Origin of the sequence: Enterococcus quebecensis (assembly GCF_001730365.1) — a bacterium.
GTDB lineage: Bacteria > Bacillota > Bacilli > Lactobacillales > Enterococcaceae > Enterococcus_L > Enterococcus_L quebecensis.
Genome location: NZ_MIKB01000001.1, coordinates 419,687 through 444,125, shown reverse-complemented (window position 1 = coordinate 444,125; position 24,439 = coordinate 419,687). Strand labels below are relative to the sequence as shown.

The following is a 24,439-nucleotide window of genomic DNA, read 5'->3' as shown; positions in this document are numbered from 1 at the left end:
AAAGTCCTCTTATCGTTGTAAGATAAATAACGATAGTTTATCCACTTGTTTCAGAATTTATAGTGAATAGGAAGTAACCTTATGTTGAAAAAAATTGATTCAGCTCGTAATTTTTTAGAAAAACATCAAGAACAATTTCTTTGCCCAGTCTGTAAAAAGGGCTTTGAATTAAAAGGATATAGTTTGATTTGCGTAGAAAATCATCAATTTGATTTATCGAAAAAAGGAACGATTTATTTTCTTTCTCACAGCATTCAGACTGAGTATAATAAAAAAATGTTAGTTCACAGAAGTAAGATGATCAAAAGTGGGATGTATCAACCTTTATTAGAAAAGTTAATTGATACGATGGACTTAATTGGTCACACACTAGATGTAGGCTGTGGTGAAGGAAGTTTTTTATCAGAACTTTCTGATTTAGGTTTGGCGGGTTCTAAATTTGGTTTTGATATTTCAAAAGATGGGATTTATTTAGCTAGTAGTCAGCCGCTAGATGCATTTTGGTGTGTAGCTGATTTGACGAATTTACCATTTGCAGATCAATCTATGGATACGGTTTTGAATATTTTTTCTCCCTCTCATTATCGGGAATTCCAGCGTGTGTTAAAAAAAGATGGTACAGTGGTTAAAGTGATTCCAGAAGCAGGGTACTTAAAAGAGTTAAGAGCTGCTTTTTATCCAGAAGATAAAAACAAACAAAATTATTCCAATGAAAAAGTTTTAGCGAAGTTTTCTAAAGAAATGGATGTTTTAGTTAATGAACGAGTGACATTTACGTTTGCTATTCCACAAGAGAATCGTTTAGATTTATTGGAGATGTCTCCATTGGAGTGGGGAGTAGATGAACGGATAAAAGAAGAACTTAAAAAAAATCCACTAACAGAAATCACAATTGACGTTCGCATGTTAAAAGGTAAATTTAGGTAGCGCTTACATTTCGTTAATTTGCTAAAAGGTATTGCAAAGCTTCGGTAATGGTGTTATATTACATACAAGTTGTTTTTTCATTGGTTTTTATCAGGTTCCTGTTCTGATAAAAGTTAGTGAAAAGAGCTTCACTAACGTAGCGACTCGCAGTGATTGACACCGAGGCGATACGTTTTTTTTATGTTAATTTTAGTGAATAAAAATATATTTTGTGTCACTCAAATGAAAGGAAACTGTAATCATGACAAATCATATTGTATTATTTGAACCTCAAATTCCAGCAAATACAGGTAATATTGCTCGTACTTGTGCAGCAACTAACTCACCCTTACATCTCATCGAGCCGTTAGGTTTCCAAACAGATGATAAGCACTTGAAACGAGCGGGTTTGGATTACTGGAATGATGTGAATATCACGTATCATAAGAATTTGGCTGCTTTTTTAACTTATCTAGGTGATCAACCGTTGCATTTGATCACGAAGTTCGCTAACCAGACGTATAGTGAAGTGGATTATACAGATCATCAAGATCATTATTTTATGTTTGGGAAAGAAACAACAGGCTTACCAGAGGGCTTTATGCGTGAAAATGAAGAAAAATGCTTACGTATTCCTATGAATGATGAGCATGTTCGTTCGTTGAATTTGTCTAATACGGTTGCTTTAGTAGTTTATGAAGCACTACGCCAACAAGGTTTTCCATCATTAGAATTGAATCATCACTATGAACAAGATAAATTAGATTAAAATAGGTAGTCAAAAAGCTGTTCCTTCTTTTTTGAAGAGAACAGCTTTTTGATTTAGGAAAGATATTTGCTAAGAAATTGTCTTACTCGTGTAATTCCAAAGGTAAACCATCAGGGTCAAAGAAAAAAATCATTTTCTCACCTGTAAAAGTATCTGTTCGTATGGGTTCACATTCAATACCTTTCGTATTTAAAAAAGCAATCACATCTTCGATAACATCCACTTTAAAAGCCAAATGTCTTAAACCTAGCGCTTCTGGGTATGAAGGACGTTTGGGAAGTTCTGAGGAGATGAAAATCTCCAATTCATGAACGCCTAGCTTTAAATCTAGTTTGACATCGTTTTTATCTTCTCGATGATTTTCTCGAATAATATCAAATCCAAGTTTTTCTACATAGAATTCCTTCGTTTTTTGGTAATTAGAGCAGTTGATAGCAATATGATGGATATGTTCAAAGAACAAAGCTAGTTCCTCCTTTAATGGGGTCTTTTACATTTTTAATTATAACTCAGTTTTTTTGAAATACAATCAGACTGTTTTTTCTTTAGAACTCTCGTAGTTAAATGGAATTTTTATAGTGAAAATGATACACTAGTTAAGATAATTAATGGAAAACAACAACTTAGAAAATTAATAGATTAGAATCAAGGGAGTAAAGGCATGAAATTATATTTTACCCGTCATGGGAAAACGGAATGGAATCAGGAAATGCGATTCCAAGGAATGAGCGGAGATTCACCACTGCTTCCGACAAGTTATGAAGAAATCAAATTATTAGGACAGACGCTCAAAGAGATTCCTTTTGAAAAGATTTTTTCAAGTACTTCTCCCCGAGCAAAAAAAACGGCAGAAGGCATTAATCAAGAATTAGAGCAGCCAGTAGAAATCGTTTATACAGATCAATTGAAAGAGTTAGGACTAGGTAAATTAGAAGGACAATCTATCGCTAAAATGAGAAAAATCTACAGCGCAGAGCTAGATCATATGCGTTATCAATTAGATAGATATAATCCAGAAGAATTTGAAGGCGAACCGATTGAACAAGCAATTTTTCGCATTTCATCGGTTGTTGAACAAGCAGTTAAGACTGGAGAAGGTCCCTATCTTTTTGTTGGGCATGGTGCATCTCTAACGGCAGCTATCCAATCAATGTCAGGGAAAGAATTAGGTGAATTGCGTAATATGGGTGGGCTTAAAAACAACAGCTTGTCCATACTAGAAACGACTGAACCAGATCATGAGCAAGAGTATTTATTAAAACTATGGAATGATGATTCATTTTTACTGTAAACATATTTTAGGAATAGAAGCGGGGGAATTTGATGGATACACTGTTTGGAGAAGAGGAAAAAGAGTATGTAGTTGGGCAGGTCCAGGCAATCTTTTTTCAAAACCCCAGCAATTTTTATAAAGTATTACTGGTAAAAATTACGGATACGAATACAGACTATTTAGAAAAAGAAATCGTAACGACTGGTAGCTTTGGTCAAATTCAAGAGGAAGAAGTATATCGCTTTTTTGGGCATTTTGTTGATCATCCTCGTTACGGTAAGCAATTTCAAGTAGATAGTTATCAACAAGAACGCCCAACATCGGCTAGTGGCGTTGTAAATTATCTTTCTAGCGAAAAATTTCCTGGTATTGGAAAGCGGACTGCTGAAAAAATTGTCGAGATATTAGGAGAAGATGCAATTGATCGAATCATTGCTACACCTGATGTTTTAGAAGAAGTTCCTCAATTAAATGAAAAAAAACGCCAAACAATTATTGAAACAATTCGCCTGAATCATGGAATGGAACAAGTAATCGTTGGTTTGAACCGATATGGATTTGGTAGTCAGCTTTCATTTGCTATTTATCAAACCTACAAAGAAGAAACATTAGATGTCATTCATGAAAACCCGTATCAATTGGTTGAAGATATTGAAGGGATCGGGTTTAAACGTGCTGACAATATTGCTGAACAGCTGGGAATAGGTGCGGATTCTGATAAGCGAGTACGAGCAGCGATCACTCATGAGATTTTTCAACATTCTGTTCGTTCAGGAAATACTTATGTAGAAGCAGAGATGCTTTTAAGAGAAACAATTAATACCCTTGAAGCGAGCCGTCCTGTGGAGATCTCTTTAGATCAAGTAGCTGAACAGATCATTCATTTGGTTGAAGAAGGAAAAATTCAGCAAGAGGGAACGAAACTTTTTGAAAATAGCTTGTATTTTTCTGAGTGGGGAATCGGTACGTCCATTCAACGTCTACTTTCCCGAAAAAAAGAAATCAAGTATGACAAAAAAGACATTGAAAAAAATATTCGTGGTATTGAAAAAAGGTTAGGCATCCTGTATGGTGATTCCCAACAAACTGCCATAGAGGAAGCTATCAAATCACCTTTATTCATCCTGACTGGTGGACCTGGTACAGGGAAAACCACTGTAATTAACGGAATTGTTTCGCTATTTGCAGAGTTAAATGGACTTTCTTTGGACGTAAAAGATTATACGCAGGAAATGTTTCCTATCTTATTAGCGGCACCAACTGGACGAGCGGCCAAGCGAATGAATGAGACAACGGGGCTACCAGCAAGTACAATCCATCGTCTATTAGGGTTAACTGGACGAGAAAAAAATCCTAGTATGACAGCTAAAGAGCTTGAAGGTGGATTGTTGATCGTGGATGAAATGTCAATGGTAGATACTTGGTTGGCCAATACCTTATTCAAAGCGATTCCTACTAATATGCAAGTGATCTTTGTGGGGGATAAAGACCAATTGCCTTCAGTGGGCCCAGGACAAGTTTTACATGATTTACTGCAGATCAATGAAATCCCGAAAAAAGAATTGACAGAGATCTATCGTCAAGGTGACGGTTCTAGTATTATTCCCTTAGCCCACGAGATCAAACAAGGGAAATTACCGCAAGATTTTACTGTGAATCAAAAGGATCGTTCATTTTTCCCAAGTGACGTCCATCATATCGAAACGTACGTCCGTCAAATCGTGACGAAAGCTAAAGCTAAAGGCTTTTCCCCACAAGATATTCAACTGCTAGCACCAATGTACCGAGGAGCTGCAGGAATCGATGCCTTAAACAAAATGATGCAGGAAATTTTTAATCCAAATGATGGGACGAAAAAAGAAGTAAAATGGAATGAATCTGTTTATCGTATTGGTGATAAAGTTCTTCATCTAGTCAATACTCCTGAACTTAACGTATTTAATGGGGATATGGGAGAAATTGTGGGCATTATTTTGGCCAAAGAATCAGAAGATAAGGTCGATGAATTAGTAATTCAGTTTGATAATAATGAAGTTAGTTATAAACGTAATGAATGGAATAAGATTACTCTTTCTTATTGTTGTTCGATCCATAAAGCACAAGGCAGCGAGTTTAAAATGGTCATTTTGCCAATGGTTCATCAATACCATCGCATGCTGCAGCGTAATTTACTATATACAGCTGTTACGAGGAGTAAGGATATACTCATTTTACTGGGAGAAGTTCAAGCCTTTAATACGTGTGTGGCTCATGAATCTGCCAGTCGTTTGACAATGTTAAAAGAGCGAATTACAAGCGCTGATGACATGTCCTTAACGACAAGAATGCAGTTAGAAGCTTATGAAGACGGCTTGAATAAGGAATCACCATTCTCTGATACAGATGATCATAAGCCAGTTGTTTACGAAGCAGTTAAAGAGGAAAAAACTTCTGTAGTAAAAGAAACGATTGAACCACTAAAACCTGCACCTAAAATAGAAGAAATTTCTTTATTTAGTGAGCCTGTTCAAGATGTCGATGAACAAATTGAGACTGAAATTGACAGATTATTAACACCGGATTTAGTGCAACAACAAACGATAGATCCGATGATCGGGATGAAACAGACAACACCGTATGATTTTATGAAATAAATAGTTGATAAACTGGAGCAGTTAAACGGCTGTTCCAGTTTTTTCTTACTTATTGGAACTATTTCTTGCCTTGAAAACCATTCAATGTATATAATGAAAAGCAACACAGCGATGTGTTCAACTAAAAATGAAGGTATATTATTTTGGTAGAAATGAGGGAAGTGAATGGAAAAGAAAACGCAATCGGGTAAAGTTCAAACAGACACATTTTTGGCACAAATCGGTAATCATCAAAATCCAGTAACTGGATCAATCAATACGCCTATTTATTTTTCAACGACGTATGAACATCCAACACTAGGTGAGTCGACGGGCTATGATTACACGAGAACTAAAAATCCAACAAGAGAAGTCGTAGAGTCAGCGTTAGCCGTTTTAGAAAATGGTGCAGTTGGTTTGGCGACTAGTTCAGGAATGAGTGCTGTTCAAGTAGTATTTAGCCAATTCCCTGTTGGTAGTCAAATTGTCGCCTCTAGAGATTTATATGGCGGCAGTTACCGTTATTTTAAAGAGTTGGAAAAACAAGGCATGTATCACTTTATTTATGTAGATGATGAAAGTGGTTTTGAAAGAGCGATCACAAATGAAACCACAGCTGTATTTATTGAAACACCCACTAATCCTTTGATGAGTGAAGTGTCGATAGAGAATGTTGCAGTTTTCGCTAAAAAACATCACGCACAACTAATCGTTGATAATACTTTTTATACGCCTTTAATTCAGAGACCTTTAGACTTAGGTGCTGATATTGTTTTACACAGTGCCACCAAATATTTAGGCGGACATAATGATTTATTGGCAGGAGCCGTGGTAGCAGCTTCAAAAGAGATCGGTGAAAAATTAGCTTATTCCTTAAACACAACTGGAGCGGTTTTATCCCCTTTTGATAGTTGGTTATTGATCCGGGGGTTGAAAACTTTATCTTTGCGAATGGAGAGACATGAAAAGAATGCTCAAGCCATTGCTGCATATCTGAAAGAAAGTTCCCATGTTAAAGAAGTGATGTACCCAGGGCGTGGCGGTATGCTAAGTTTTAAAATTAAGAATCAAGATTCCATCAAAGCGTTTTTAAGAAATTTATCGATTTTTACTTTTGCAGAGAGTCTAGGTGGAGTGGAGAGTTTAATTACGTATCCGACGACACAAACACATGCGGATATTCCAGAAGAATTGAGAGAGTCTTATGGTTTAACGCCAGATTTATTGAGGTTGTCAACTGGTATTGAAGCCAGTGAGGATTTGATTGCAGATTTGACGCAGGCTTTTGAAAAATTAGATTAAAAAGAAGGGTGAGCTTAGTTGGCTCACCCTTCTTTTGATATTTTTAAAACCAAAATAATCTTGTTTCTGTTCCAAAAGAAATATCTGTACTTCTTTTACCTAAAATTTCACCATCTGCATGGATATATTGAGGAACGGTGGAAACAATTCGGAACTTACTAGATTGAAAGTGATGAAAGTACTTTGAGTTCATCTGCTTTTTTTGCATTAATAAGATAATCAGCCAAAAAATTTTAAATAGGCTAACACGTTCGACTAAAACAAAATCCAGAACTGGTTTGTGTGGATCAGCAACAGGAGCAATCGGAACACCACCACCGAAATAAGGATGATTCGTGACAGTACATAAAAATGCCCGATCAAATTCAAGTTTCTTACCATTCATCTCTACCAGAATCGGGAAGCCTTTTTGAGTGAATAATACCTTTAAAATAGAAAAAATATAAGATAGCGACCCCATATTAAACTTGTTTAATGCATGCTTTGATGCTGATGTGTTTGCGGCATTGACAATTGATGCGTCCAAGCCGATTCCAATATTATTAACAGCAAGTCCGCGCTCATCTTGAATGGATTCATCGTATGTGATCACGTGAATTTCTTTAGGACTTTGAGCTTTAAGTAACTGAAAAAAAGCTTTCTCCGCCTGTCTTGGAATTCCAACGCCACGAGCAAAATCGTTACCTGAACCACAGGGAATATACCCAATTGGAATTTTAGAATCGAATGATTTCAGTGCATTAAGAACGCTATGCAAAGTACCGTCTCCTCCAAGAACAACCAAAAGTGGGAATGACTCTATTTCCTCATCGTTGCTCCAAGGGATCAATATGTTTTGCGCCAAACTTTCAACAATTTCAATTTCATGTCCTGCATGACTTGTATAAAATGTCGTATAATCAATGCTTGCTGTTTGTAACTGTCGGATGATTTTGCCAGCTACTTTGCGACCTGTGCCGCTACCTGCATTTTCATTAATGACAAGATAAAAATGTTTCTTCATTTTTTTCCTCCCTGTACAAAGTTTTATTATAACAGACCGAGGAAAAATTAAGAATGCCGGAAGCTTGAAAAAATAAGAAAAAAAGACTGAACACTACATCGAAAGTAGTTTCTCATTGTTAAAGTGAGGATTATAAGATATAATGCCTACGTATCATTTTTTGAGGAGAAATCTCTTTTCAACAAGGTTCATCAACCATCCCTTGTAAAAAAACTCGGAGAAAGAAGGGGAAATTATGCAAGATACTGTCAATAAAAACAGTAAAGTAAAAGCCATTACTATGAATGGAATTGTGATGGCATTATATCTAGGTTTAACAATTTTAGTAGCACCCGTATCGTCAGGCCCCATCCAATTTAGAATTTCTGAAAGTCTGAATCATTTAGTTGTTTTCAACCGGAAACTGATGTGGGGCGTTTTAGGCGGAGTTGTGGTCTATAACTTTTTCTTTGGCTTTGGCGCCATGGACGCAATATACGGTGGATTACAATCCTTTATTTCGTTAGGATTGACAGCCTTATTACAAAAAAGAGTGCCTAATGTTATCGCTCGCTTAGCATTAAATACGTTATTTTTCACAGCGACAATGTGTATCATTGCCTATATGTTGGCACCAGCTGGCGGAGCAGCTTTCTGGGGGAATTATGCTACATTAGCGCTTAGTGAATTTGCCACAATGGCAGTAGCTGCACCAATAATGTTTTGGATCAATAAATCCGTTCATTTTGATAAACGACTTTGATCGATAAAAAAATTTTGTGAATGATATTATAGTATAAGAGGCTGGTTCAAGACAATAAAGTTTTGATTCAGCCTCTTAAAATTTTCTAACCAATTTAATGAAAAACTTTACTGTTCCTGTTGAATAAATTATGATAAGGTAATACAGAAGCTAAAATGTAGAGGAGTTTTTTTCTAATGTTTGAATTTAAAATTGGCGTGGATGCCAAAGAACACGATAAATTTGTGGAAAACCATCCCTTATGCAATTTACTGCAATCATCTGCATGGGCAAAAGTTAAAGACAATTGGGGTTCAGAGATCGTTGGTGTCTATGAAAATGGGACGTTGATTGCATCTAGCTTAGTTTTGATCCGCCCGTTACCAATGAAATTTTCAATGCTTTATACACCAAGAGGACCAATCATGGATTACACTAATAAAGAACTTGTGTCGTTTTTCTTCAAAGAGTTGAAACAATTTGGAAAGAAAAAACGTGCATTATTTGTGAAAATGGATCCAACGATACATTATAAAGATTTCCATATTGGTGAAGAGCAAACGATCAACTCATCAGCTCAAGCGATCATCGATAACATTATTGCAAGTGGAGCGAAACATCAAGGCTTGACTATGACCATGGATGCGACGATTCAGCCGCGTTTTCAAGCAAATATTTATAAAGAAGATTTTAGTGAAGAACAGCTATCAAAAAGCACCAAGAAAATGATGAAACAAGCCCAGAAAAAAGGTGTCACTGTAAAAACAGGACATAATGAGTTGGTGGATGATTTTGCCAAAGTTATCGAACTGACGACTGAACGGCAAAATATTTCACTTAGAAATAGCGATTATTTCAAAAAACTATTAACAATCTACCCTGAGACTTCTTTTATCATGTTGGCAGAAGTAAACCTAAAAGAACGCTTTGAAGAAACAAAACAGCGCTTTGATAAGAATAAAGAAGATTTAGCAAACCTAAAAGAGAACCAAGTAAAAAAACGTCATACACTTGAAGAATTAGATTTTTCTTTAACACGTGAAATGACTGAACTGGAAGAAAACATCGCTCATTCTGGTGATATTGCCGTAGTTGCAGGTGCTTTGGCGATTACTTTTGGTTCGACTAGTGAAATTCTTTATGCAGGAATGGACGATCGCTATAAACGATATATGCCAGCGTATTTAACGTGGTTTGATGCAATCAATGAATGTTTTGAACGTGGTTGTACATCATGTAATATGGGCGGATTGGAAGGTAGTTTAAGTGATGGTTTGATTAAGTTTAAGTCTAACTTTAATCCAACAGTGAATGAATTTATTGGTGAATTTGACTTGCCAGTCAATGGCTTACTTTTTAAAGCAAGTGAGTATGCGTATAAATTGAAAAAACAGAAAAAATAAATTCTAGTTAAAACATCCCCACAGCACAGGTTAAATAGTGCTGTGGGGATGTTTATTTGATTATACGAATTCGTAAATAGGAGAGTAATTATTTGAAATAAACACATACACATTCGGGTGCATAAACATCTTTTTGGATCATTTCTAAAAGACCTGTTTTTTCATCACGACGATAAAGGGTTAAATTATCCGTATTTTGATTCGCTGCGACAACAAATTTTCCAGAAGGATCTAAATCGAAATCTCTAGGAATCTCACCTTCAGTTGAAATCAATTGGATACGTTCTACGTTACTGCCATCAATTGCTGTTGCAAAGACAGCAATTGAATCATGACCACGATTTGAAGCATAAACAAATCGTCCATCAGCAGAAATACGAATGGCTGCGCCACCATTGAATTCATTGAAACCATCAGGCAAAGTTGATACTTTTTGGACTTGTTCAAATGAACCGTCTAGAGCATTATAAGACAAGACAGTGACTGTGCTGTCTAACTCACCGAAAAGATAAGCATATTGATTGTTTGGATGGAATACTAGATGACGAGGACCTGTACCAGGTTCAGCGATATATTGAGCAACTTCTGATAATTTTCCCTCTTCACTAACATCATACGTATACACACGATCTGTACCAAGGTCACAAACAGCTAAACGACGATCTGGTGTTAAGTCAGTGTAATGAACATGGGCATTGTCTTGATTTTCATGAGGGCCAGTAGCTTCATCATGAATAATTTTATCTGTATGTTCTAAACGTCCATCTGTTAAAATACGGTAGACATGCACAATTCCTTGGTGATAGTTTGCCCCGAAAACTAACTGTTTTTCTTCATCTATCGCTACATAACATGGAGGAGCACCGGCTTCAGTTACTTTATTGATTAATTCAAATTGACCATTATTATTTGTATATGCTGCCATACCGCCTTCGCCATCGACTGATGTGACATTAAATAGATCACCTTTTTGATTTAATGCTAGGTATGTTGGGCTGTTTTCTTCTACTAATAAAGCTGCTTCTAGAAGCATTTCTTTTTCAGTATCTAGTATAATTTGATAGATTCCTTTACTAACTCTACGAGTGTATGTTCCTAATAAAATTTGTTCCAGCATGAAATTCCCTCCATTTTATTGCTGTGTTCATAAGAATCAGCAAGTCATTTTTTCTCTTTTAGTATAACATAAGAATTCTTAGATTTATAAAATCTTTACAAATCCGATGTTCGCATTTTCACTTGTTTTATGCTATTATATTCTAAGACTGTAAGGACAGTCATTTTTAATTTTAGAGGGGTGACATACATGTACGATAATACAAATAGCAATGACGCAGTTCGCTGTTCATTCTGTGGTAAAACACAAGAAGAAGTAAAGAAAATCGTTGCTGGACCTGGTGTCTATATTTGTAATGAATGTATCGACTTATGTAAAGAGATTATTGATGAAGAATTTTACGACGAAGCCGTACGTGAATTAACGGATGTCCCAAAACCTCAAGAAATATTGGATGTCTTAAACGAATATGTAATTGGACAAGATCAGGCAAAACGCTCATTAGCAGTGGCTGTCTATAATCACTATAAACGTGTAAATCAATCAGAAAATTCAAGCTCTGAAGATGTAGAACTACAAAAGAGCAATATTTGTTTAATTGGCCCAACGGGTTCTGGGAAAACATTTTTAGCACAAACATTGGCTAGAACATTGAATGTACCATTTGCAATTGCAGATGCAACGAGTTTAACAGAGGCGGGGTATGTAGGAGAAGACGTAGAAAATATTCTACTTAAGCTATTACAATCTGCTGATTTTAATGTAGAACGTGCTGAAAAAGGGATCATCTATATTGATGAGATTGATAAAATCGCCCGTAAGAGCGAGAATGTTTCGATTACAAGAGACGTATCCGGTGAAGGCGTGCAGCAAGCATTGCTTAAAATCTTGGAAGGAACCGTTGCAAGTGTTCCACCGCAAGGAGGACGCAAACATCCTCATCAAGAATTTATCCAAATCGACACGACCAATGTCTTGTTTATTGTTGGTGGAGCCTTTGATGGGATTGAAACGATCGTTAAAAACCGCCTAGGTGAAAAAACAATCGGTTTTGGTACGAATAACAGCAAGTTGAACGAAGACGAAAGCGTTATGCAGCAAATCATTCCTGAAGACCTATTGAAATTCGGTTTGATTCCTGAGTTTATTGGACGCTTACCAGTTACCGCAGCTTTAGAAAAACTAACAACAGATGATTTGGTTCGTATCTTAACTGAACCAAAAAATGCGTTAGTCAAACAATATCAAAAATTATTGTCTTTGGATGATACTGAATTGGAATTTGAATCAGATGCACTTCGTGGAATCGCTAATAAAGCGATTGAACGCAATACAGGTGCTCGTGGATTACGTTCAATCATTGAAGAGATCATGATGGATGTGATGTTTGATGTGCCGTCAGATGATACAATCAAAAAAGTGATCATTACAGAGATGGCTGTTGAAGGAACTGGTAAACCAGCAATCGTCTATAACAAGAAAGACAAAAAAGCAGGCTAACATGAAAAATACTAAAAGTAGAGATGCGTCTCTACTTTTTTACTGATTTTATGAAATAATGTGAGGAGGTTAGAAACATGAATGTTCATAATGCAGAAATTATCATCAGTGCGGTTTCTCCTAAACAATATCCAGAAACAGATCTTCCTGAAATTGCTTTAGCAGGACGCTCAAATGTAGGGAAGTCATCGTTCATCAATACCTTGATCAATCGTAAAAATTTGGCTAGAACTTCTGGTAAACCAGGAAAAACTCAAACCTTAAACTTTTACTTGATCGAAGATGCGTTGCATTTTGTCGATGTTCCAGGATACGGCTATGCCAAAGTCTCTAAGACAGAGCGGGCAAAATGGGGCGAGATGATTGAAACTTATATGACCACAAGAGAACAATTAAAAGCGGTTGTTTCATTGGTTGATTTGCGTCATGCACCGACGCAAGAAGATATTCAAATGTATGAGTTTTTAAAATATTATGAGATTCCCGTCATTGTGGTTGCAACGAAGAAAGATAAAATACCTCGTGGCAAATGGAACAAACACGAAAGTATTATCAAAAAAGCGCTGAACTTCGATAAATCAGATGATTTTATTCTTTTTTCTTCACAAACAAAAGAAGGCAAAGAAGAAGCTTGGCAAGCGATTGAAAAATATCTATAAAAAAATACTTTGACTCTCTTGTGCGAGGTCAAAGTATTTTTTTATTGTTCTTTTTTCTTATCTTCTTGTTTTTCAGCTTTAGCCGCTTGTTTTTCTAATTCTTCTTTTGGCATTTCTATTTTTTTAGGATCTACGGCAAAAGAATCGAATAATTTATCTAAGTCATTTGTACGTTCAAATTTTAAACCCATTTTTGATTATCTCCATTTCAATTTAGATTAAGGGAAGTTGCGTAAATCATATACTACAATCTCTTTTCTTTAGTTTATCATCCTTTCAGAAATTTGAATAGTTTTCTTTTTCAACTATTAACAATTTATATAAAAGTATTTCACTTTTATTCGTAAACTTGCATTCAATGACAAAACGAGGTATAGTTTTTTCGGATAGAGAAAAGAGGGATAAAGTGGCAGGAAATATTTTTATAGGAATGGTACGTTTTTACCAACGATTTATTTCTCCTGGACTTCCGGCTAGTTGTCGTTACCACCCAACATGTTCACAATACATGATTGATGCAATGCAGACACATGGCAGCATTAAGGGAATAACAATGGGAACAGCGAGATTTTTAAGATGTCATCCACTTACAAAGGGCGGGATTGATTATGTGCCTTTAAAGTTTAGTCTAAAAAGAAATCCGGATCAAGAATATCATGGTCCTTATAACTATAGAAGGAACAAGCACAATAAATAGACGAAGGTGGGTTATGGGATGGCTATTTTAGCCTTTGATTTTGGTGGTTCAGCTGTAAAGTATGGAATTTGGAACAAGCAAACAATGAGCTGCAAAGGGAAATTTAAAACACCAAATACGTGGGAAGAAATGAAAGAGACTCTATTAAAGGTGTTTAACGAAATAGATCAGGAGATAGAAGGTGTAGCATTAAGTGCACCAGGTGTGGTAAATGTTCAAGAACAAATGATTAATGGGATTTCAGCGATTCCATATATTCATGGATTTAATATTTTTCAAGAATTAGAAGACTTATTCAAACTTCCTGTGACCATTGAAAATGATGCCAATTGCGCAGGGATGGCGGAAATTTATGAAGGCGCTGCCAAAGGAAAGCAAGAAGTAGTTTTCGTTGTTATCGGCACAGGAATTGGAGGAGCTGTGTTTCGTAAAGGTGAAATTGCTAAAGGAGCTCACCTTTATGGCGGTGAATTTGGCTTAATGTACTTAAGTGAAGGAAAAACATTTAGCGAACTAGGGACTGCAGTTCAAATGGCTTGGCGTTATTGCGAACGAAAAGGGATAGAGAAAGAGACTTTTTCTGGGGAAGACGTGTTTTCTTTTGCTGAATCTGGCGATGAATTGGCTATAGAAGAGGTCAATAATTTTTACGAGTATTTAACCCAAGGATTGTTTAGCATCCAATTTTCTCTTGATCCAGAGATGATTGTTTTAGGTGGTGGTGTATCAGCTAAAAAAGGGTTACTAGATGAAATCAATCAGCGGATGAAAGATAAACTTGACGAGTTTGGATTGAATGATTTTGTACCACAAATTGTTACTTGTAACTATAAAAATGATGCAAATTTGATTGGAGCAGCAGCTAATTTTTTAGCGAAGAAAAATTGGGAATAAAAAATAAAATCAAAACGTTGAGTTGTAATATGCAACTCGACGTTTTTTGAAAATAAAGGGAAATATTGGCTCATACAAGTAGAAGGTGTATCTTAATAATTTGAATTATAGAAATTTTCTGAAAATTCGTTGACATTTCTTTCGTTTTTGATTATATTTGTATACATACTATTTAATAATTATATATGCGAAGATCATTACTTAGACGAAAAAGCTATTTCGGCTTTTAAAACAAGGGGGAAATAAGATGAAAAAGTTCAGTTTTTTATTTGCTAGTCTATTTTTACTAGCAGCATGCGGTCCAGCGGCTGGCGGCGGTGCAAGCGGCGGTGGAAATAAGGCTGAGGGTGACACGATCAAAATTGGAATGAATATGGAACTTTCCGGAGATGTTTCAGCATACGGGAATGCTGAAAAAGAAGGAATTAAACTAGCAGTTGAAGAGATCAATGATGCTGGCGGTGTTCTTGGTAAAAAAATAGAATTGATCGAAAAAGACAACAAATCAGAAAATGGCGAAGCAACATCTGTTGCAGCCAATTTAACAGCGAAAGATAAAGTTGTCGCTGTCGTTGGTCCAGCAACATCAGGAGCAGCTAAAGCAACAATTCCAAATATGACAAAAGCAGCGGTACCAGCTATTACACCTTCTGGAACGGATGATAGCATTACTGTTGTAAATGATAAAGTGCAAGAATACATTTTTAGAGCCTGTTTCCAAGATACATTCCAAGGTGTTATCTTAGCAAACTTTGCCCAAGATAATTTAAAAGCCAAAAATGTTGTAATCATCGGAGATAATTCAAGTGATTATGCTATTGGTTTGACAAAATCATTTAAAGACACATACAAAGGAAAAATTGCTAAAGAAGAAACTTTCACTGCAGGAGATAAAGATTTCCAAGCTATCTTAACAAAAATCAAAGACCTTGATTATGATGCAATCTATATTCCAGGTTATTATGCAGAAGCAGGTTTGATCATCAAGCAAGCACGTGAAATGGGAATTAACAAACCAATTCTTGGTGCAGATGGATTCGGCGATGAAAAACTAATTGAAATTGCTGGTGCTAAAAATGTTTCTGATGTATATTACACAGGACATTTCTCAGAAAAAGCACCTGCTACTGACAAAGTAAAACCATTTGTGGAAGCATTTAAGAAAAAATATAACAAACAACCATCTGCATTCAATGCATTAGGTTATGATTCAGTTTACATGTTAAAACAAGCGATGGAAGACAAAGATTCAGCAGATTCAAAAGACATCAAAGAAGGTTTGGCATCATTGAAAGACTTTGTTGGTGTAACAGGAAAAATGACAATGGATAAAGATCATAATCCTGAAAAATCAGCAGTAGTGCTAGGATTAACAGACGGAAAAGAAACATCTGCGGATGCTGTGAATCCTTAAAAAAACAATTATTCATATGAAATTGAAAGAGGGTGAGACAATGATCTGCGTTTTGTCCATCCTCTTTTTTCATTAATAAAAAAATAATTATTCTAAAACATTGGAAGTGAAAAATATGGAAGTAGTTATCCAACAACTAGTAAATGGGCTTTTTCTAGGTAGTATTTATGCTCTATTAGCTTTAGGGTATACAATGGTTTATGGGATCATCAAATTAATCAACTTTGCCCATGGAGAAATCTATATGTTGGGCGGATTTATGGGGTATTTCTTTATCAACAAGTTAAGTTTAGGCTTTTTTCCAGCATTGATTTTATCAATGGCAGGAGCGGCAGTGATTGGTGTAGTCATTGAATTTCTGGCTTATCGTCCCTTAAGAAAGTCAACAAGAATTGCAGCATTGATTACAGCAATTGGGGTTTCCTTTTTATTACAAAACGGTATGATCTATTGGTTAGGCCCTGAAAAAAAATCTTTCCCTCAAGCGATCGAGTATAAGAGTTATCAACTAGGATTTATTCAAATTTCAAATATTCAAGTACTTATTTTAGTTATTTCCCTAGTATTGATGATTGCGTTGCAACTTATTGTTAAAAAAACAAAAATGGGAAAAGCGATGCGGGCGGTTTCTGTTGATGCAGATGCAGCACAATTGATGGGAATTAATGTCAATCGTACGATTTCATTTACCTTTGCGCTAGGTTCAGCTTTGGCTGCGGCTGCAGGGATGTTGATTGGACTTTATTACAATTCCATCGATCCAATGATGGGGGTAGTTCCAGGACTTAAATCTTTTGTTGCCGCAGTATTAGGCGGTATTGGAATCATCCCAGGTGCAGCATTAGGAGGGTTTGTGATTGGGTTGTTAGAAACGATTACGATTGCTCTTGGTTTTTCCGATTATAAAGATGCGGTAGTATATGCATTATTAATTATTATTTTATTGATTCGTCCTGCCGGAATTCTTGGCAAGAACATCAAAGAGAAAGTGTAGGTGGCGCGCATGAAAAAGAATCTTAAATATAATTTTGTTTGGCTTTTAATTGCTGCGGCAGCGTATGCGTTTATTTATGTATTATATGTCACAGGTGTTATTACACCATTTACGGAGTATACACTAATTACAATCGGTATTAATATTATGTTGGCGCTTGGACTAAATTTGATTATTGGTTTTTCCGGACAGTTTTCTTTGGGGCATGCCGGATTTATGGCGATTGGCGCATATAGTGCAGCGATAATGTCTATAAAATACCCTACAATGGGCGGTTTTTTTAGCGGTATTTTGCTAGGAATTGTTTTATCTGGAATTGTAGCATTACTTGTGGGCATTCCAACATTAAGGTTAAAAGGGGATTACTTGGCAATTGCAACTTTGGGAATATCTGAAATCATTCGGATCATTATTATCAATATGAAAGAGATCACTAATGGACCTGCGGGTATCTTTGGGATTCCGCCAATGGTCAATTGGTCGATGGTATTTGGTTTTGTTGTTATTGTAACCTTGCTTGTTGTTAACTTTATTCATAGTGGGCCAGGACGTGCAACGATGGCTATACGAGAAGATGAAATTGCGGCTGAGTCCATGGGAGTTAATACAACTAAATATAAAGTAGTAGCGTTTATTATTGGTGCAGTCACAGCAAGTGTAGCTGGAGCAATTTATTCAAGTTATGTTCAAACGATCGCACCGAAAGATTTTGGGTTCATGAAGTCGATCGATATTTTGATTATTGTAGTATTTGGTGGTATCGGTAGTGTGACGGGTACGTTTATTTCAGCAATTGTTCTGGGGATTTTAAATATGTTTTTACAAGATGCTGGCGCATTAAGAATGATCATTTATGCATTAGCCTTGATTATTATTATGATTTTCAAACCAGGAGGACTCTTAGGAACGTGGGAATTCTCTGTAAAAAAACTATTGAAGAAAAAGGAGGACAAATCAAATGCCTCTATTGAACGTTAGTAATTTAACTAAAAATTTTGGCGGATTAGCAGCGGTTTCCAATGTTAATCTGACTTTAGAAACAAATGAACTAATAGGATTGATTGGTCCTAATGGCGCTGGAAAAACCACTTTATTCAACCTTTTAACTGGTGTTTATGAACCAAGTGAAGGAACGGTAACATTGGATATTTTAGGGAAAGAACATGTGTTGAATGGAATGAAACCATACAAAATTGCGGATATGGGATTGAGCCGAACGTTTCAAAATATTCGACTATTTAAAGATTTAACAGTTATGGACAATGTCTTAATCGCAATGAATAGCAAAAATAAAGAAGGAATTCTTTCAAGTATTTTAAGATTACCTGTTTTTTATAGAAAAGAAGAGGAAATGGAAAAGAAAGTTTATGAACTGCTTGCTATTTTTGGTTTAGAAGATAAGGCTCAAACATTAGCGAAAAACTTACCTTATGGAGAGCAGAGACGGCTAGAAATCGTTCGAGCCTTGGCGACAGAACCCAAAGTGCTATTTTTAGATGAACCAGCGGCGGGAATGAATCCGCAGGAAACAGCTGATTTAACTGAACTGATTCGGAAAATCCAAAAAGAGTTTCAACTTACGATCGTTTTGATCGAACATGATATGAGCCTAGTTATGGATGTTTGCCAAAGAATCTATGTTTTAGAATATGGACAGATCATCGCTGAAGGAAAACCAGAAACCATTAAAAATGATCCGCGCGTGATTGAAGCTTATCTTGGAGGTGAACTGTAATGCTAACAATTGAAAATCTATCTGTTCATTATGGTGTGATTCAAGCGGTAAGAGATGTAAGTTTTAATGTTGAACAAGGAGAGATCGTTTCTCTGATAGGCGCTAATGGGGCAGGAAAAACAACAATTTTAAGAACAATTTCTGGACTTAATCGTCCTTCCAGTGGCTCCATTACTTTTGAAGGACAACAAATCCAAAAAATGATGCCGCAAAAAATCGTTGCCGCAGGACTTTGTCAAGTACCAGAAGGTCGCCATGTTTTTTCTGGTTTGACTGTTCAGGAAAATTTGGAAATGGGTGCATTCTTAAGGAAAGATGGAAATTTAAAACAAGATTATGACATGATTTTTGACCGCTTTCCCATTTTGAAAGAACGAAAAAATCAAGATGCCTCTACTTTATCTGGCGGTGAACAACAAATGCTTGCTATGGGTAGAGCACTGATGTCTAAGCCTAAGCTGTTGTTGCTAGATGAACCTTCTATGGGATTAGCGCCAATCTTTATTCAAGAAATTTTTAATATTATAAAAGAAATCAATAAACAAGGAACAACTGTTTTGTTAATAGAACAAAATGCTAAAATGGCTCTATCAATTGCAGATCGTGGATACGTTTTAGAAACCGGAGAGGTTGTTTTAAGTGGGCTCGGTAAAGAACTACTTGACAGTGAAGAAGTGAAAAAAGCATATTTAGGAGGATAATGATATGAGCGTAAGTGATTTTATGACAAAAAATTTAGTTGTTGCTCAACCAGAGATGAAGATATTTGATGCAGTTGATTTAATGAAAAAGAATAATATTCATCGTTTGCCTGTAGTAAAGAACCAACAACTTGTTGGATTAATCACAGAAGGAACTATCCAAGCAGCTATGCCTTCAAAAGCAACCAGTTTAAGTGTTTATGAAGTGAACTATTTATTAAATAAGACAACAGTAGCAGATGTGATGGTAAAAACAGTTGAAACAATAAAACCAGAGGCTTCTTTAGAAGATGGGATTTTTCAAATGCGTCAAAAAAACATTGGTGTCTTGCCAGTTGTGTCTAAAAATGAATTAGTTGGGATTATTACAAATAACGATATTTTCGATGCCTTTTTAAAAATTACGGGCTATCATGATGGAGGTACAAGAATTCAGCTCAGAATTCCAGAGGATCACAAAGGGATTTTGGCTGATATCGCAAAATTATTAGCAATGAATGATTTTAGTATCCTGACTGTTGTTGTGAACCATAAGGAATTAGAAACAATCATTGAGTTGCAAATCGAAAGTCATGAGACCCAACGAATTGAAGCGATTTTGAAGGAAGCTGGATATGATGTTTTTGAAGCAGTACTTATGTCGAAAAGAATCTAAGTAAAGTTTTAATTGCTTAAGATTTTTTCTTGAAAACAGTTTGACTATTAAAGTAGCTTGTGATAATTTTAAATAGTGAAGTAAAAAACAATGCTTGTTATACAAAGTTTGTATATCAAAATCCTTTAAGTATTTTGATATTATTTCACTGTGGCATAGAGACTTTCAGGAGTTGTTGTTGGTATAATTTTTACAGATTTTCTCTTGAATTTCTGTAATTGATTATAAATATTTAAGATGGGAGGAAAAAATATGAAAAAAGTTATTGGATTTATCGTTGCTGTGGTAGCTACATTGAGCTTTGCATCAACAGCTTCAGCTGATGGTGCTATATCGACAGCTGAACAGTCTGTTCTTAATGAATTAAATGCTGGTGCAACAATTGGCGGCAAAAAATTCTATTTTGATGCAGCTGAAAAAAATGCAGCTGAAAATCATTTGAAACGTGTTGATTTGACACAAGCTCAAGTAGATGAAGCTGTAAAAAACATCCAAGCAGCTCGTACATTAGTCGAAGGCGTATCAGTTAATACGTCAGGTGCTAATTCACTTGCAGGTGCAATTAAATTGTTGCCGGCTAACGTAATTTCGCAAATTCAAAGTTACGCAGTAGCTGCTGGAAATGCTGTAGGCGTGAAAATCACATTTGGTGGCGGAAGCTATTCAGCTGTGACAATCACAGACGCTAACGGCGCTCCTGTATACAAGACTGGAACTCCAGTAAAAAATACAGGATCAAATTACGCATTAAGCGGAATTACTTTTGGCTCATTAATCGTTGCTGCAGCAGGTGCAGTATTTGTGAGCAGAAAGAACAAATTAGCATAAGATGAAACAATTAAAAAGAGTAGGGGCATTTATTTACGTGCCTCTTCTCTTTATGTGTTTTGGCTATCTCATTATTTACATAATTGGTGCACCTGTCATTAATTTTGCTTCTTCAGCTGTTGAATTGATTTCACTGAATGATGCGCCCTCTTTTGATCAAAAAGGGACAAACCTTTATGCTCAAAGAACGCAAAAAGGAAATTCGTCCTCTGCAGTCAAAAAAACGGATGATGCTGCTAGTCATTCAACTAATGCAGAGAGTGATAGTAATACAAACTCAAATGATGTTGCTGGATCAGAAGTATTCAATAAAGAAGAATTAGCTTCTTCAAATATGGTCTATCCAGTAGGAGGAGATCAGTTTGGTGAGGTTGTGATCGACAAAGTTGGAATTAATGAACCATTATATTACGGAGATAGTGAAGACATTTTACGTTTAGGCGCAGGACAGTATATTGGCAGCATGATTCCGGGGGATTTAGGAACAACCTTGATTGGGGGACATAACTTGCCTTCATTTGGGAAAATTTATTACTTGGAACCTGGAGATACAGTAAGCATCCATACTCATTATGGTGATTATACCTATCAAGTAACAGAAGTAAAAGTTGCTGATTATCGAGATTCGTCTATCAATACAAAATTAGGTGACCGCTCAAAAAGATCTCTGATTCTATATACTTGCTACCCATTAGATGCAATTGGCTTAACACCAGAACGTGTTTTTGTTTCTGCAGATTATGTCTCTGGGCCAATCATTAATGAGAAGTCATAAAGGAGGATCAGTCAGATGAAAAATCGTGGTCATTTAATGAAAGTCATCTCTCGTTTTTTTATTGCTTTTTTGTCCTCTGTCTTTTTGTTTGCATTTTTGATTTTATTAACGCTGAGATTAACGCTCTTTAGTGAAGGCTATATGGCCAAACAAGCCGCTAAAGCAAATTATTACTCAGAATTAACGAGTGAAATCAACGAGCAAGTAGAAAACAGTGCATTGGGCAGTAATATCCCAGAAGGTGTCTTAAAACAATCAATCAGTCAAGAGTCGGTTAAAACAGATGTAAATGCATATTTTGAAGCCATGTATAATACAGGTTCTAAATATTCTATCTCTAACGAACAAGATATCCAAGAGGCCGTTTCTAAAGATATTACAACTTACATGAAAGAAAAAAATATTCAGGCAACGCCGGAATCAGAGCAAGCTGTTAAGGGACTGTCTGAAAATGCTGTAAAGATTTATAAAGGCTATATTGAGTTGCCGTTTTTGGTTTCCTATGGCCGTAAAGTCATGAATTATAAATCGAAACTGATTCTTTTTATGGGGATTTGTGGTGTTTTATGGGGGTTATTAAGTATTTCTCTCTATTCTTCGTTGAGAGGGTATCTTCACCGTTTATTGAGATACTGGGCCTATATTTGCATAGGCAGCGGATTAATGATGATCGTGGCACCTGCAATTATTTTACTGCAAGGGGTTCTAAAAAGGCTAGGAATCCAATCTAAAGCGATGTATGATTTCATTCAAACGTACCTATCAAGTTTTTTATGGTTGTTTATTATTATAGGAATTATCTCAGTGATAGTAGGCATTGCTTGTGGTGCATTTAGTGAAATCAAGAGAAAACAATTATTTAGTGCCTAAAATAGAAATAAGATCATGCATCTATCGTAAATGATAGGTGCTTTTTTTTACGTAACATGATACCATAGAGTCTTGGAGGGATGAAGATGTCAAAGAAAAATAAAGATATAGAAGTTAGAATCGAAGAGACGCAGAAAAAAATTAATGGTGAAACGATCACCATCAACACGTTAATGATCGGAAAAAAAGAAATTGGTCAAGTTGTGCCACAAGACTCAAAAAAATTTGCTGTAGTGATTGATAATCGCAATGAAGCAACAGTAAAAACGCTAGATGAAGCCATTGAGTATATCATTCGTCAGTGGAATTTAAATGACTAAAAATAAATAACAATTTTTTTTGAAAATATGCTTGCAATTTGCTCGAAAGTTTTGTATTATAACTAAGTCAGGTTTTTTACTAAAACCTTTTGGAGGAATAGCGAAGTGGCTAAACGCGACGGACTGTAAATCCGTTCCTTAGGGTTCAGTGGTTCGAATCCACTTTCCTCCATTTTCATCTTTGGGGTATCGCCAAGCGGTAAGGCAACAGGTTTTGATCCTGTCATGCGTTGGTTCGAATCCAGCTACCCCAGTATTATTAGAACAACTCATTTGGAGTTGTTCTTTTTTTATAGAAAATGAACATAACAGTAACATCTGTTCTCTTTTTCTGAAATGTATGATAAAGTGGATAAAAAGCATTAGGAGTGGATCAAATGAATATCAAAGAGAAAATAACTGAAACCGCTGAGAAAGTTTATGACTTAGCTCGTGAGGGAAAATATGATGTTAAAGTAAATCTTTTCTCTAAAAAGAAAAATGGTGAGAAGCCAACTGGAATCAAAGTGATTTCTGCTAGAGATACAGAACATACAAAAAAATGGCGAGCTAAAAACCGCTAAAATAATTAGAGAATAAAAAATAGCCTGAAACAACTGAGCCGAACTTAAAAAGTTAGATTTTTAGTCTAACTTTTCGGGATCACTACAGTTGTTTCAGGCTATTTTAGGTTATTTATCAATCTCAAGCCCTAAGACTGTTAGATGGCCATTTCCTACTAGTTTAATAACAAGTCTAGCCAAATGGTTTGGAGACATGTCTGTGTCACTTGTAATCCACCAATGAAGAGTACCAATAAAAATAGATGTCATATACTCAATAATGAAATCAATGGGAACCTCTATGTCGTTTTCTGTAATTTTTAACTTAGCAAGAATATCGGCATATTTTTCGTAAATAATCTCAGCTAATTTTTTTCGTAGTAGCTCGTTGGAACTGCCATCCATGATTGTTAAAAAAAATTTTTTATTCTTTTGGATATTGACATAAATGTGTGCAAGCAGCAATTCAATTTGTTTTACTTTAATTCGATTACTGACAATGATTTGTTCCGTATCAATCACAGAAGTAAAGGCATTGACCGCAAAATCAAAAATTTGTTCATAGAGATCTTGTTTGTCTTTGAAATGAGCGTAGAACGTTGCTCGGTTGATCATTGCTTCATCAGCGATATCTTGAATTTTTATACAATCATATCCTTTTTCTTCAACTAAGTGAAAGAAAGCTTCAATAATCATTTTATGTGTCCGCTTAACCCGAAGGTCGATTTTCTTTGACATAAAAAATTCCTTTCGAAATAATCAACAGTTTTTTCAAGTTTGTTGCTTATCTCACAATATTGGGTGTTTTG

General features: G+C 35.8%; 27 protein-coding genes and 2 tRNA genes. 24 read left to right on the top strand and 5 right to left on the bottom strand.

What is annotated here, in order from left to right; genetic code table 11:
• Positions 1-81: 81 nt before the first annotated feature.
• The gene (locus BCR23_RS02010) at positions 82-927 is read left to right on the top strand and encodes a methyltransferase domain-containing protein (protein WP_069633825.1); all 846 of its coding nucleotides are present in this window, start codon (positions 82-84) and stop codon (positions 925-927) included.
• A 241-nt stretch (positions 928-1,168) separates the two neighbouring features.
• The gene (trmL, locus tag BCR23_RS02005; protein ID WP_069633824.1) at positions 1,169-1,675 is read left to right on the top strand and encodes a tRNA (uridine(34)/cytosine(34)/5-carboxymethylaminomethyluridine(34)-2'-O)-methyltransferase TrmL; all 507 of its coding nucleotides are present in this window, start codon (positions 1,169-1,171) and stop codon (positions 1,673-1,675) included.
• 82 nt (positions 1,676-1,757) lie between these two features.
• Here the strand turns inward: trmL and gloA2 are convergent, their stop codons facing one another.
• On the bottom strand, positions 1,758-2,138 hold the full coding sequence (gloA2, locus tag BCR23_RS02000) for an SMU1112c/YaeR family gloxylase I-like metalloprotein (protein ID WP_069633823.1): 381 nt from the start codon (positions 2,136-2,138) through the stop codon (positions 1,758-1,760).
• A gap of 198 nt (positions 2,139-2,336) precedes the next feature.
• Here gloA2 and BCR23_RS01995 point away from each other — a divergent pair, with 198 nt between their 5' ends.
• From BCR23_RS01995 to BCR23_RS01985, 3 genes are all read left to right on the top strand, one after another.
• A complete protein-coding gene (locus BCR23_RS01995; RefSeq protein WP_069633822.1) occupies positions 2,337-2,966 on the top strand; it encodes a histidine phosphatase family protein in 630 nt (209 codons plus the stop codon).
• Positions 2,967-2,998: 32 nt separating this feature from the next.
• On the top strand, positions 2,999-5,581 hold the full coding sequence (recD2, locus tag BCR23_RS01990; RefSeq protein WP_069633821.1) for an SF1B family DNA helicase RecD2: 2,583 nt from the start codon (positions 2,999-3,001) through the stop codon (positions 5,579-5,581).
• A 165-nt stretch (positions 5,582-5,746) separates the two neighbouring features.
• Entirely contained in the window at positions 5,747-6,862 is a 1,116-nt protein-coding gene (locus BCR23_RS01985) for a PLP-dependent transferase (protein ID WP_069633820.1), read from the top strand.
• Between the two features lie 43 nt (positions 6,863-6,905).
• On the opposite strand, the gene BCR23_RS01980 is transcribed toward BCR23_RS01985, so the two are convergent.
• Positions 6,906-7,865, bottom strand: coding sequence for a diacylglycerol/lipid kinase family protein (locus tag BCR23_RS01980; RefSeq protein WP_069633819.1), 960 nt, complete (start codon positions 7,863-7,865; stop codon positions 6,906-6,908).
• A 235-nt stretch (positions 7,866-8,100) separates the two neighbouring features.
• Between BCR23_RS01980 and BCR23_RS01975 the strand changes: the two genes are divergently transcribed.
• Positions 8,101-8,607 carry a QueT transporter family protein gene (locus tag BCR23_RS01975; protein ID WP_069633818.1) on the top strand — a complete coding sequence of 169 codons (507 nt, stop codon included), beginning with the start codon at positions 8,101-8,103 and terminating at the stop codon, positions 8,605-8,607.
• Positions 8,608-8,783: 176 nt separating this feature from the next.
• The gene (locus tag BCR23_RS01970) at positions 8,784-9,989 is read left to right on the top strand and encodes an aminoacyltransferase (RefSeq protein ID WP_069633817.1); all 1,206 of its coding nucleotides are present in this window, start codon (positions 8,784-8,786) and stop codon (positions 9,987-9,989) included.
• A gap of 88 nt (positions 9,990-10,077) precedes the next feature.
• On the opposite strand, the gene BCR23_RS01965 is transcribed toward BCR23_RS01970, so the two are convergent.
• On the bottom strand, positions 10,078-11,106 hold the full coding sequence (locus BCR23_RS01965) for a lactonase family protein (protein WP_069633816.1): 1,029 nt from the start codon (positions 11,104-11,106) through the stop codon (positions 10,078-10,080).
• Positions 11,107-11,295: 189 nt separating this feature from the next.
• On the opposite strand from BCR23_RS01965, the gene clpX reads away from it, so the two are divergent.
• Entirely contained in the window at positions 11,296-12,546 is a 1,251-nt protein-coding gene (clpX, locus tag BCR23_RS01960; protein WP_069633815.1) for an ATP-dependent Clp protease ATP-binding subunit ClpX, read from the top strand.
• A gap of 77 nt (positions 12,547-12,623) precedes the next feature.
• Positions 12,624-13,205 (top strand): ribosome biogenesis GTP-binding protein YihA/YsxC, encoded by a 582-nt coding sequence (gene yihA / locus BCR23_RS01955; RefSeq protein ID WP_069633814.1) that lies wholly within the window; start codon positions 12,624-12,626, stop codon positions 13,203-13,205.
• Positions 13,206-13,246: 41 nt separating this feature from the next.
• On the opposite strand, the gene BCR23_RS14680 is transcribed toward yihA, so the two are convergent.
• Entirely contained in the window at positions 13,247-13,396 is a 150-nt protein-coding gene (locus BCR23_RS14680) for an SPJ_0845 family protein (RefSeq protein WP_167352142.1), read from the bottom strand.
• 215 nt (positions 13,397-13,611) lie between these two features.
• On the opposite strand from BCR23_RS14680, the gene yidD reads away from it, so the two are divergent.
• From yidD to BCR23_RS01880, 15 genes are all read left to right on the top strand, one after another.
• The gene (yidD, locus tag BCR23_RS01950) at positions 13,612-13,902 is read left to right on the top strand and encodes a membrane protein insertion efficiency factor YidD (protein ID WP_141706666.1); all 291 of its coding nucleotides are present in this window, start codon (positions 13,612-13,614) and stop codon (positions 13,900-13,902) included.
• Between the two features lie 18 nt (positions 13,903-13,920).
• On the top strand, positions 13,921-14,796 hold the full coding sequence (locus tag BCR23_RS01945) for an ROK family protein (protein ID WP_069633813.1): 876 nt from the start codon (positions 13,921-13,923) through the stop codon (positions 14,794-14,796).
• Between the two features lie 247 nt (positions 14,797-15,043).
• The gene (locus BCR23_RS01940; RefSeq protein ID WP_069633812.1) at positions 15,044-16,210 is read left to right on the top strand and encodes an ABC transporter substrate-binding protein; all 1,167 of its coding nucleotides are present in this window, start codon (positions 15,044-15,046) and stop codon (positions 16,208-16,210) included.
• Between the two features lie 115 nt (positions 16,211-16,325).
• On the top strand, positions 16,326-17,204 hold the full coding sequence (locus BCR23_RS01935) for a branched-chain amino acid ABC transporter permease (protein ID WP_069633811.1): 879 nt from the start codon (positions 16,326-16,328) through the stop codon (positions 17,202-17,204).
• Between the two features lie 9 nt (positions 17,205-17,213).
• The gene (locus tag BCR23_RS01930; RefSeq protein ID WP_069633810.1) at positions 17,214-18,182 is read left to right on the top strand and encodes a branched-chain amino acid ABC transporter permease; all 969 of its coding nucleotides are present in this window, start codon (positions 17,214-17,216) and stop codon (positions 18,180-18,182) included.
• Positions 18,163-18,939, top strand: coding sequence for an ABC transporter ATP-binding protein (locus tag BCR23_RS01925; protein ID WP_069633809.1), 777 nt, complete (start codon positions 18,163-18,165; stop codon positions 18,937-18,939). Before BCR23_RS01930 ends, BCR23_RS01925 begins: the two co-directional genes overlap by 20 nt.
• A complete protein-coding gene (locus tag BCR23_RS01920) occupies positions 18,939-19,640 on the top strand; it encodes an ABC transporter ATP-binding protein (RefSeq protein WP_069633808.1) in 702 nt (233 codons plus the stop codon). Before BCR23_RS01925 ends, BCR23_RS01920 begins: the two co-directional genes overlap by 1 nt.
• Positions 19,641-19,644: 4 nt before the next feature.
• A complete protein-coding gene (locus tag BCR23_RS01915; protein ID WP_069633807.1) occupies positions 19,645-20,295 on the top strand; it encodes a CBS domain-containing protein in 651 nt (216 codons plus the stop codon).
• Positions 20,296-20,547: 252 nt separating this feature from the next.
• The gene (locus BCR23_RS01910) at positions 20,548-21,123 is read left to right on the top strand and encodes a hypothetical protein (RefSeq protein WP_069633806.1); all 576 of its coding nucleotides are present in this window, start codon (positions 20,548-20,550) and stop codon (positions 21,121-21,123) included.
• Position 21,124: 1 nt separating this feature from the next.
• Positions 21,125-21,898, top strand: a complete 774-nt coding sequence (locus tag BCR23_RS01905) for a class D sortase (RefSeq protein WP_069633805.1) — start codon at positions 21,125-21,127, stop codon at positions 21,896-21,898.
• Between the two features lie 15 nt (positions 21,899-21,913).
• On the top strand, positions 21,914-22,768 hold the full coding sequence (locus BCR23_RS01900; protein WP_069633804.1) for a hypothetical protein: 855 nt from the start codon (positions 21,914-21,916) through the stop codon (positions 22,766-22,768).
• Between the two features lie 86 nt (positions 22,769-22,854).
• Positions 22,855-23,088 (top strand): DUF2969 domain-containing protein, encoded by a 234-nt coding sequence (locus BCR23_RS01895; protein ID WP_069633803.1) that lies wholly within the window; start codon positions 22,855-22,857, stop codon positions 23,086-23,088.
• A 91-nt stretch (positions 23,089-23,179) separates the two neighbouring features.
• Positions 23,180-23,260, top strand: a tRNA-Tyr gene (locus BCR23_RS01890).
• 10 nt (positions 23,261-23,270) lie between these two features.
• Positions 23,271-23,342 (top strand) — tRNA-Gln (locus tag BCR23_RS01885).
• Positions 23,343-23,465: 123 nt separating this feature from the next.
• Positions 23,466-23,651 (top strand): hypothetical protein, encoded by a 186-nt coding sequence (locus BCR23_RS01880; RefSeq protein WP_069633802.1) that lies wholly within the window; start codon positions 23,466-23,468, stop codon positions 23,649-23,651.
• A 108-nt stretch (positions 23,652-23,759) separates the two neighbouring features.
• On the opposite strand, the gene BCR23_RS01875 is transcribed toward BCR23_RS01880, so the two are convergent.
• The gene (locus tag BCR23_RS01875) at positions 23,760-24,368 is read right to left on the bottom strand and encodes a TetR/AcrR family transcriptional regulator (protein ID WP_069633801.1); all 609 of its coding nucleotides are present in this window, start codon (positions 24,366-24,368) and stop codon (positions 23,760-23,762) included.
• Positions 24,369-24,439 lie beyond the last annotated feature (71 nt).

Excerpts from the sequence above, each read along its gene's own strand:
- BCR23_RS02010 (WP_069633825.1), top strand. The coding sequence starts at position 82 with ATGTTGAAAAAAATTGATTCAGCTCGTAATTTTTTAGAAAAACATCAA.
- trmL (WP_069633824.1), top strand. The coding sequence starts at position 1,169 with ATGACAAATCATATTGTATTATTTGAACCTCAAATTCCAGCAAATACA.
- BCR23_RS01995 (WP_069633822.1), top strand. The coding sequence starts at position 2,337 with ATGAAATTATATTTTACCCGTCATGGGAAAACGGAATGGAATCAGGAA.
- recD2 (WP_069633821.1), top strand. The coding sequence starts at position 2,999 with ATGGATACACTGTTTGGAGAAGAGGAAAAAGAGTATGTAGTTGGGCAG.
- BCR23_RS01985 (WP_069633820.1), top strand. The coding sequence starts at position 5,747 with ATGGAAAAGAAAACGCAATCGGGTAAAGTTCAAACAGACACATTTTTG.
- BCR23_RS01980 (WP_069633819.1), bottom strand. The coding sequence starts at position 7,865 with ATGAAGAAACATTTTTATCTTGTCATTAATGAAAATGCAGGTAGCGGC.
- BCR23_RS01975 (WP_069633818.1), top strand. The coding sequence starts at position 8,101 with ATGCAAGATACTGTCAATAAAAACAGTAAAGTAAAAGCCATTACTATG.
- BCR23_RS01970 (WP_069633817.1), top strand. The coding sequence starts at position 8,784 with ATGTTTGAATTTAAAATTGGCGTGGATGCCAAAGAACACGATAAATTT.
- BCR23_RS01965 (WP_069633816.1), bottom strand. The coding sequence starts at position 11,106 with ATGCTGGAACAAATTTTATTAGGAACATACACTCGTAGAGTTAGTAAA.
- clpX (WP_069633815.1), top strand. The coding sequence starts at position 11,296 with ATGTACGATAATACAAATAGCAATGACGCAGTTCGCTGTTCATTCTGT.
- yihA (WP_069633814.1), top strand. The coding sequence starts at position 12,624 with ATGAATGTTCATAATGCAGAAATTATCATCAGTGCGGTTTCTCCTAAA.
- BCR23_RS14680 (WP_167352142.1), bottom strand. The coding sequence starts at position 13,396 with ATGGGTTTAAAATTTGAACGTACAAATGACTTAGATAAATTATTCGAT.
- BCR23_RS01945 (WP_069633813.1), top strand. The coding sequence starts at position 13,921 with ATGGCTATTTTAGCCTTTGATTTTGGTGGTTCAGCTGTAAAGTATGGA.
- BCR23_RS01940 (WP_069633812.1), top strand. The coding sequence starts at position 15,044 with ATGAAAAAGTTCAGTTTTTTATTTGCTAGTCTATTTTTACTAGCAGCA.
- BCR23_RS01935 (WP_069633811.1), top strand. The coding sequence starts at position 16,326 with ATGGAAGTAGTTATCCAACAACTAGTAAATGGGCTTTTTCTAGGTAGT.
- BCR23_RS01930 (WP_069633810.1), top strand. The coding sequence starts at position 17,214 with ATGAAAAAGAATCTTAAATATAATTTTGTTTGGCTTTTAATTGCTGCG.
- BCR23_RS01925 (WP_069633809.1), top strand. The coding sequence starts at position 18,163 with ATGCCTCTATTGAACGTTAGTAATTTAACTAAAAATTTTGGCGGATTA.
- BCR23_RS01920 (WP_069633808.1), top strand. The coding sequence starts at position 18,939 with ATGCTAACAATTGAAAATCTATCTGTTCATTATGGTGTGATTCAAGCG.
- BCR23_RS01915 (WP_069633807.1), top strand. The coding sequence starts at position 19,645 with ATGAGCGTAAGTGATTTTATGACAAAAAATTTAGTTGTTGCTCAACCA.
- BCR23_RS01910 (WP_069633806.1), top strand. The coding sequence starts at position 20,548 with ATGAAAAAAGTTATTGGATTTATCGTTGCTGTGGTAGCTACATTGAGC.
- BCR23_RS01905 (WP_069633805.1), top strand. The coding sequence starts at position 21,125 with ATGAAACAATTAAAAAGAGTAGGGGCATTTATTTACGTGCCTCTTCTC.
- BCR23_RS01900 (WP_069633804.1), top strand. The coding sequence starts at position 21,914 with ATGAAAAATCGTGGTCATTTAATGAAAGTCATCTCTCGTTTTTTTATT.
- BCR23_RS01895 (WP_069633803.1), top strand. The coding sequence starts at position 22,855 with ATGTCAAAGAAAAATAAAGATATAGAAGTTAGAATCGAAGAGACGCAG.
- BCR23_RS01880 (WP_069633802.1), top strand. The coding sequence starts at position 23,466 with ATGAATATCAAAGAGAAAATAACTGAAACCGCTGAGAAAGTTTATGAC.
- BCR23_RS01875 (WP_069633801.1), bottom strand. The coding sequence starts at position 24,368 with ATGTCAAAGAAAATCGACCTTCGGGTTAAGCGGACACATAAAATGATT.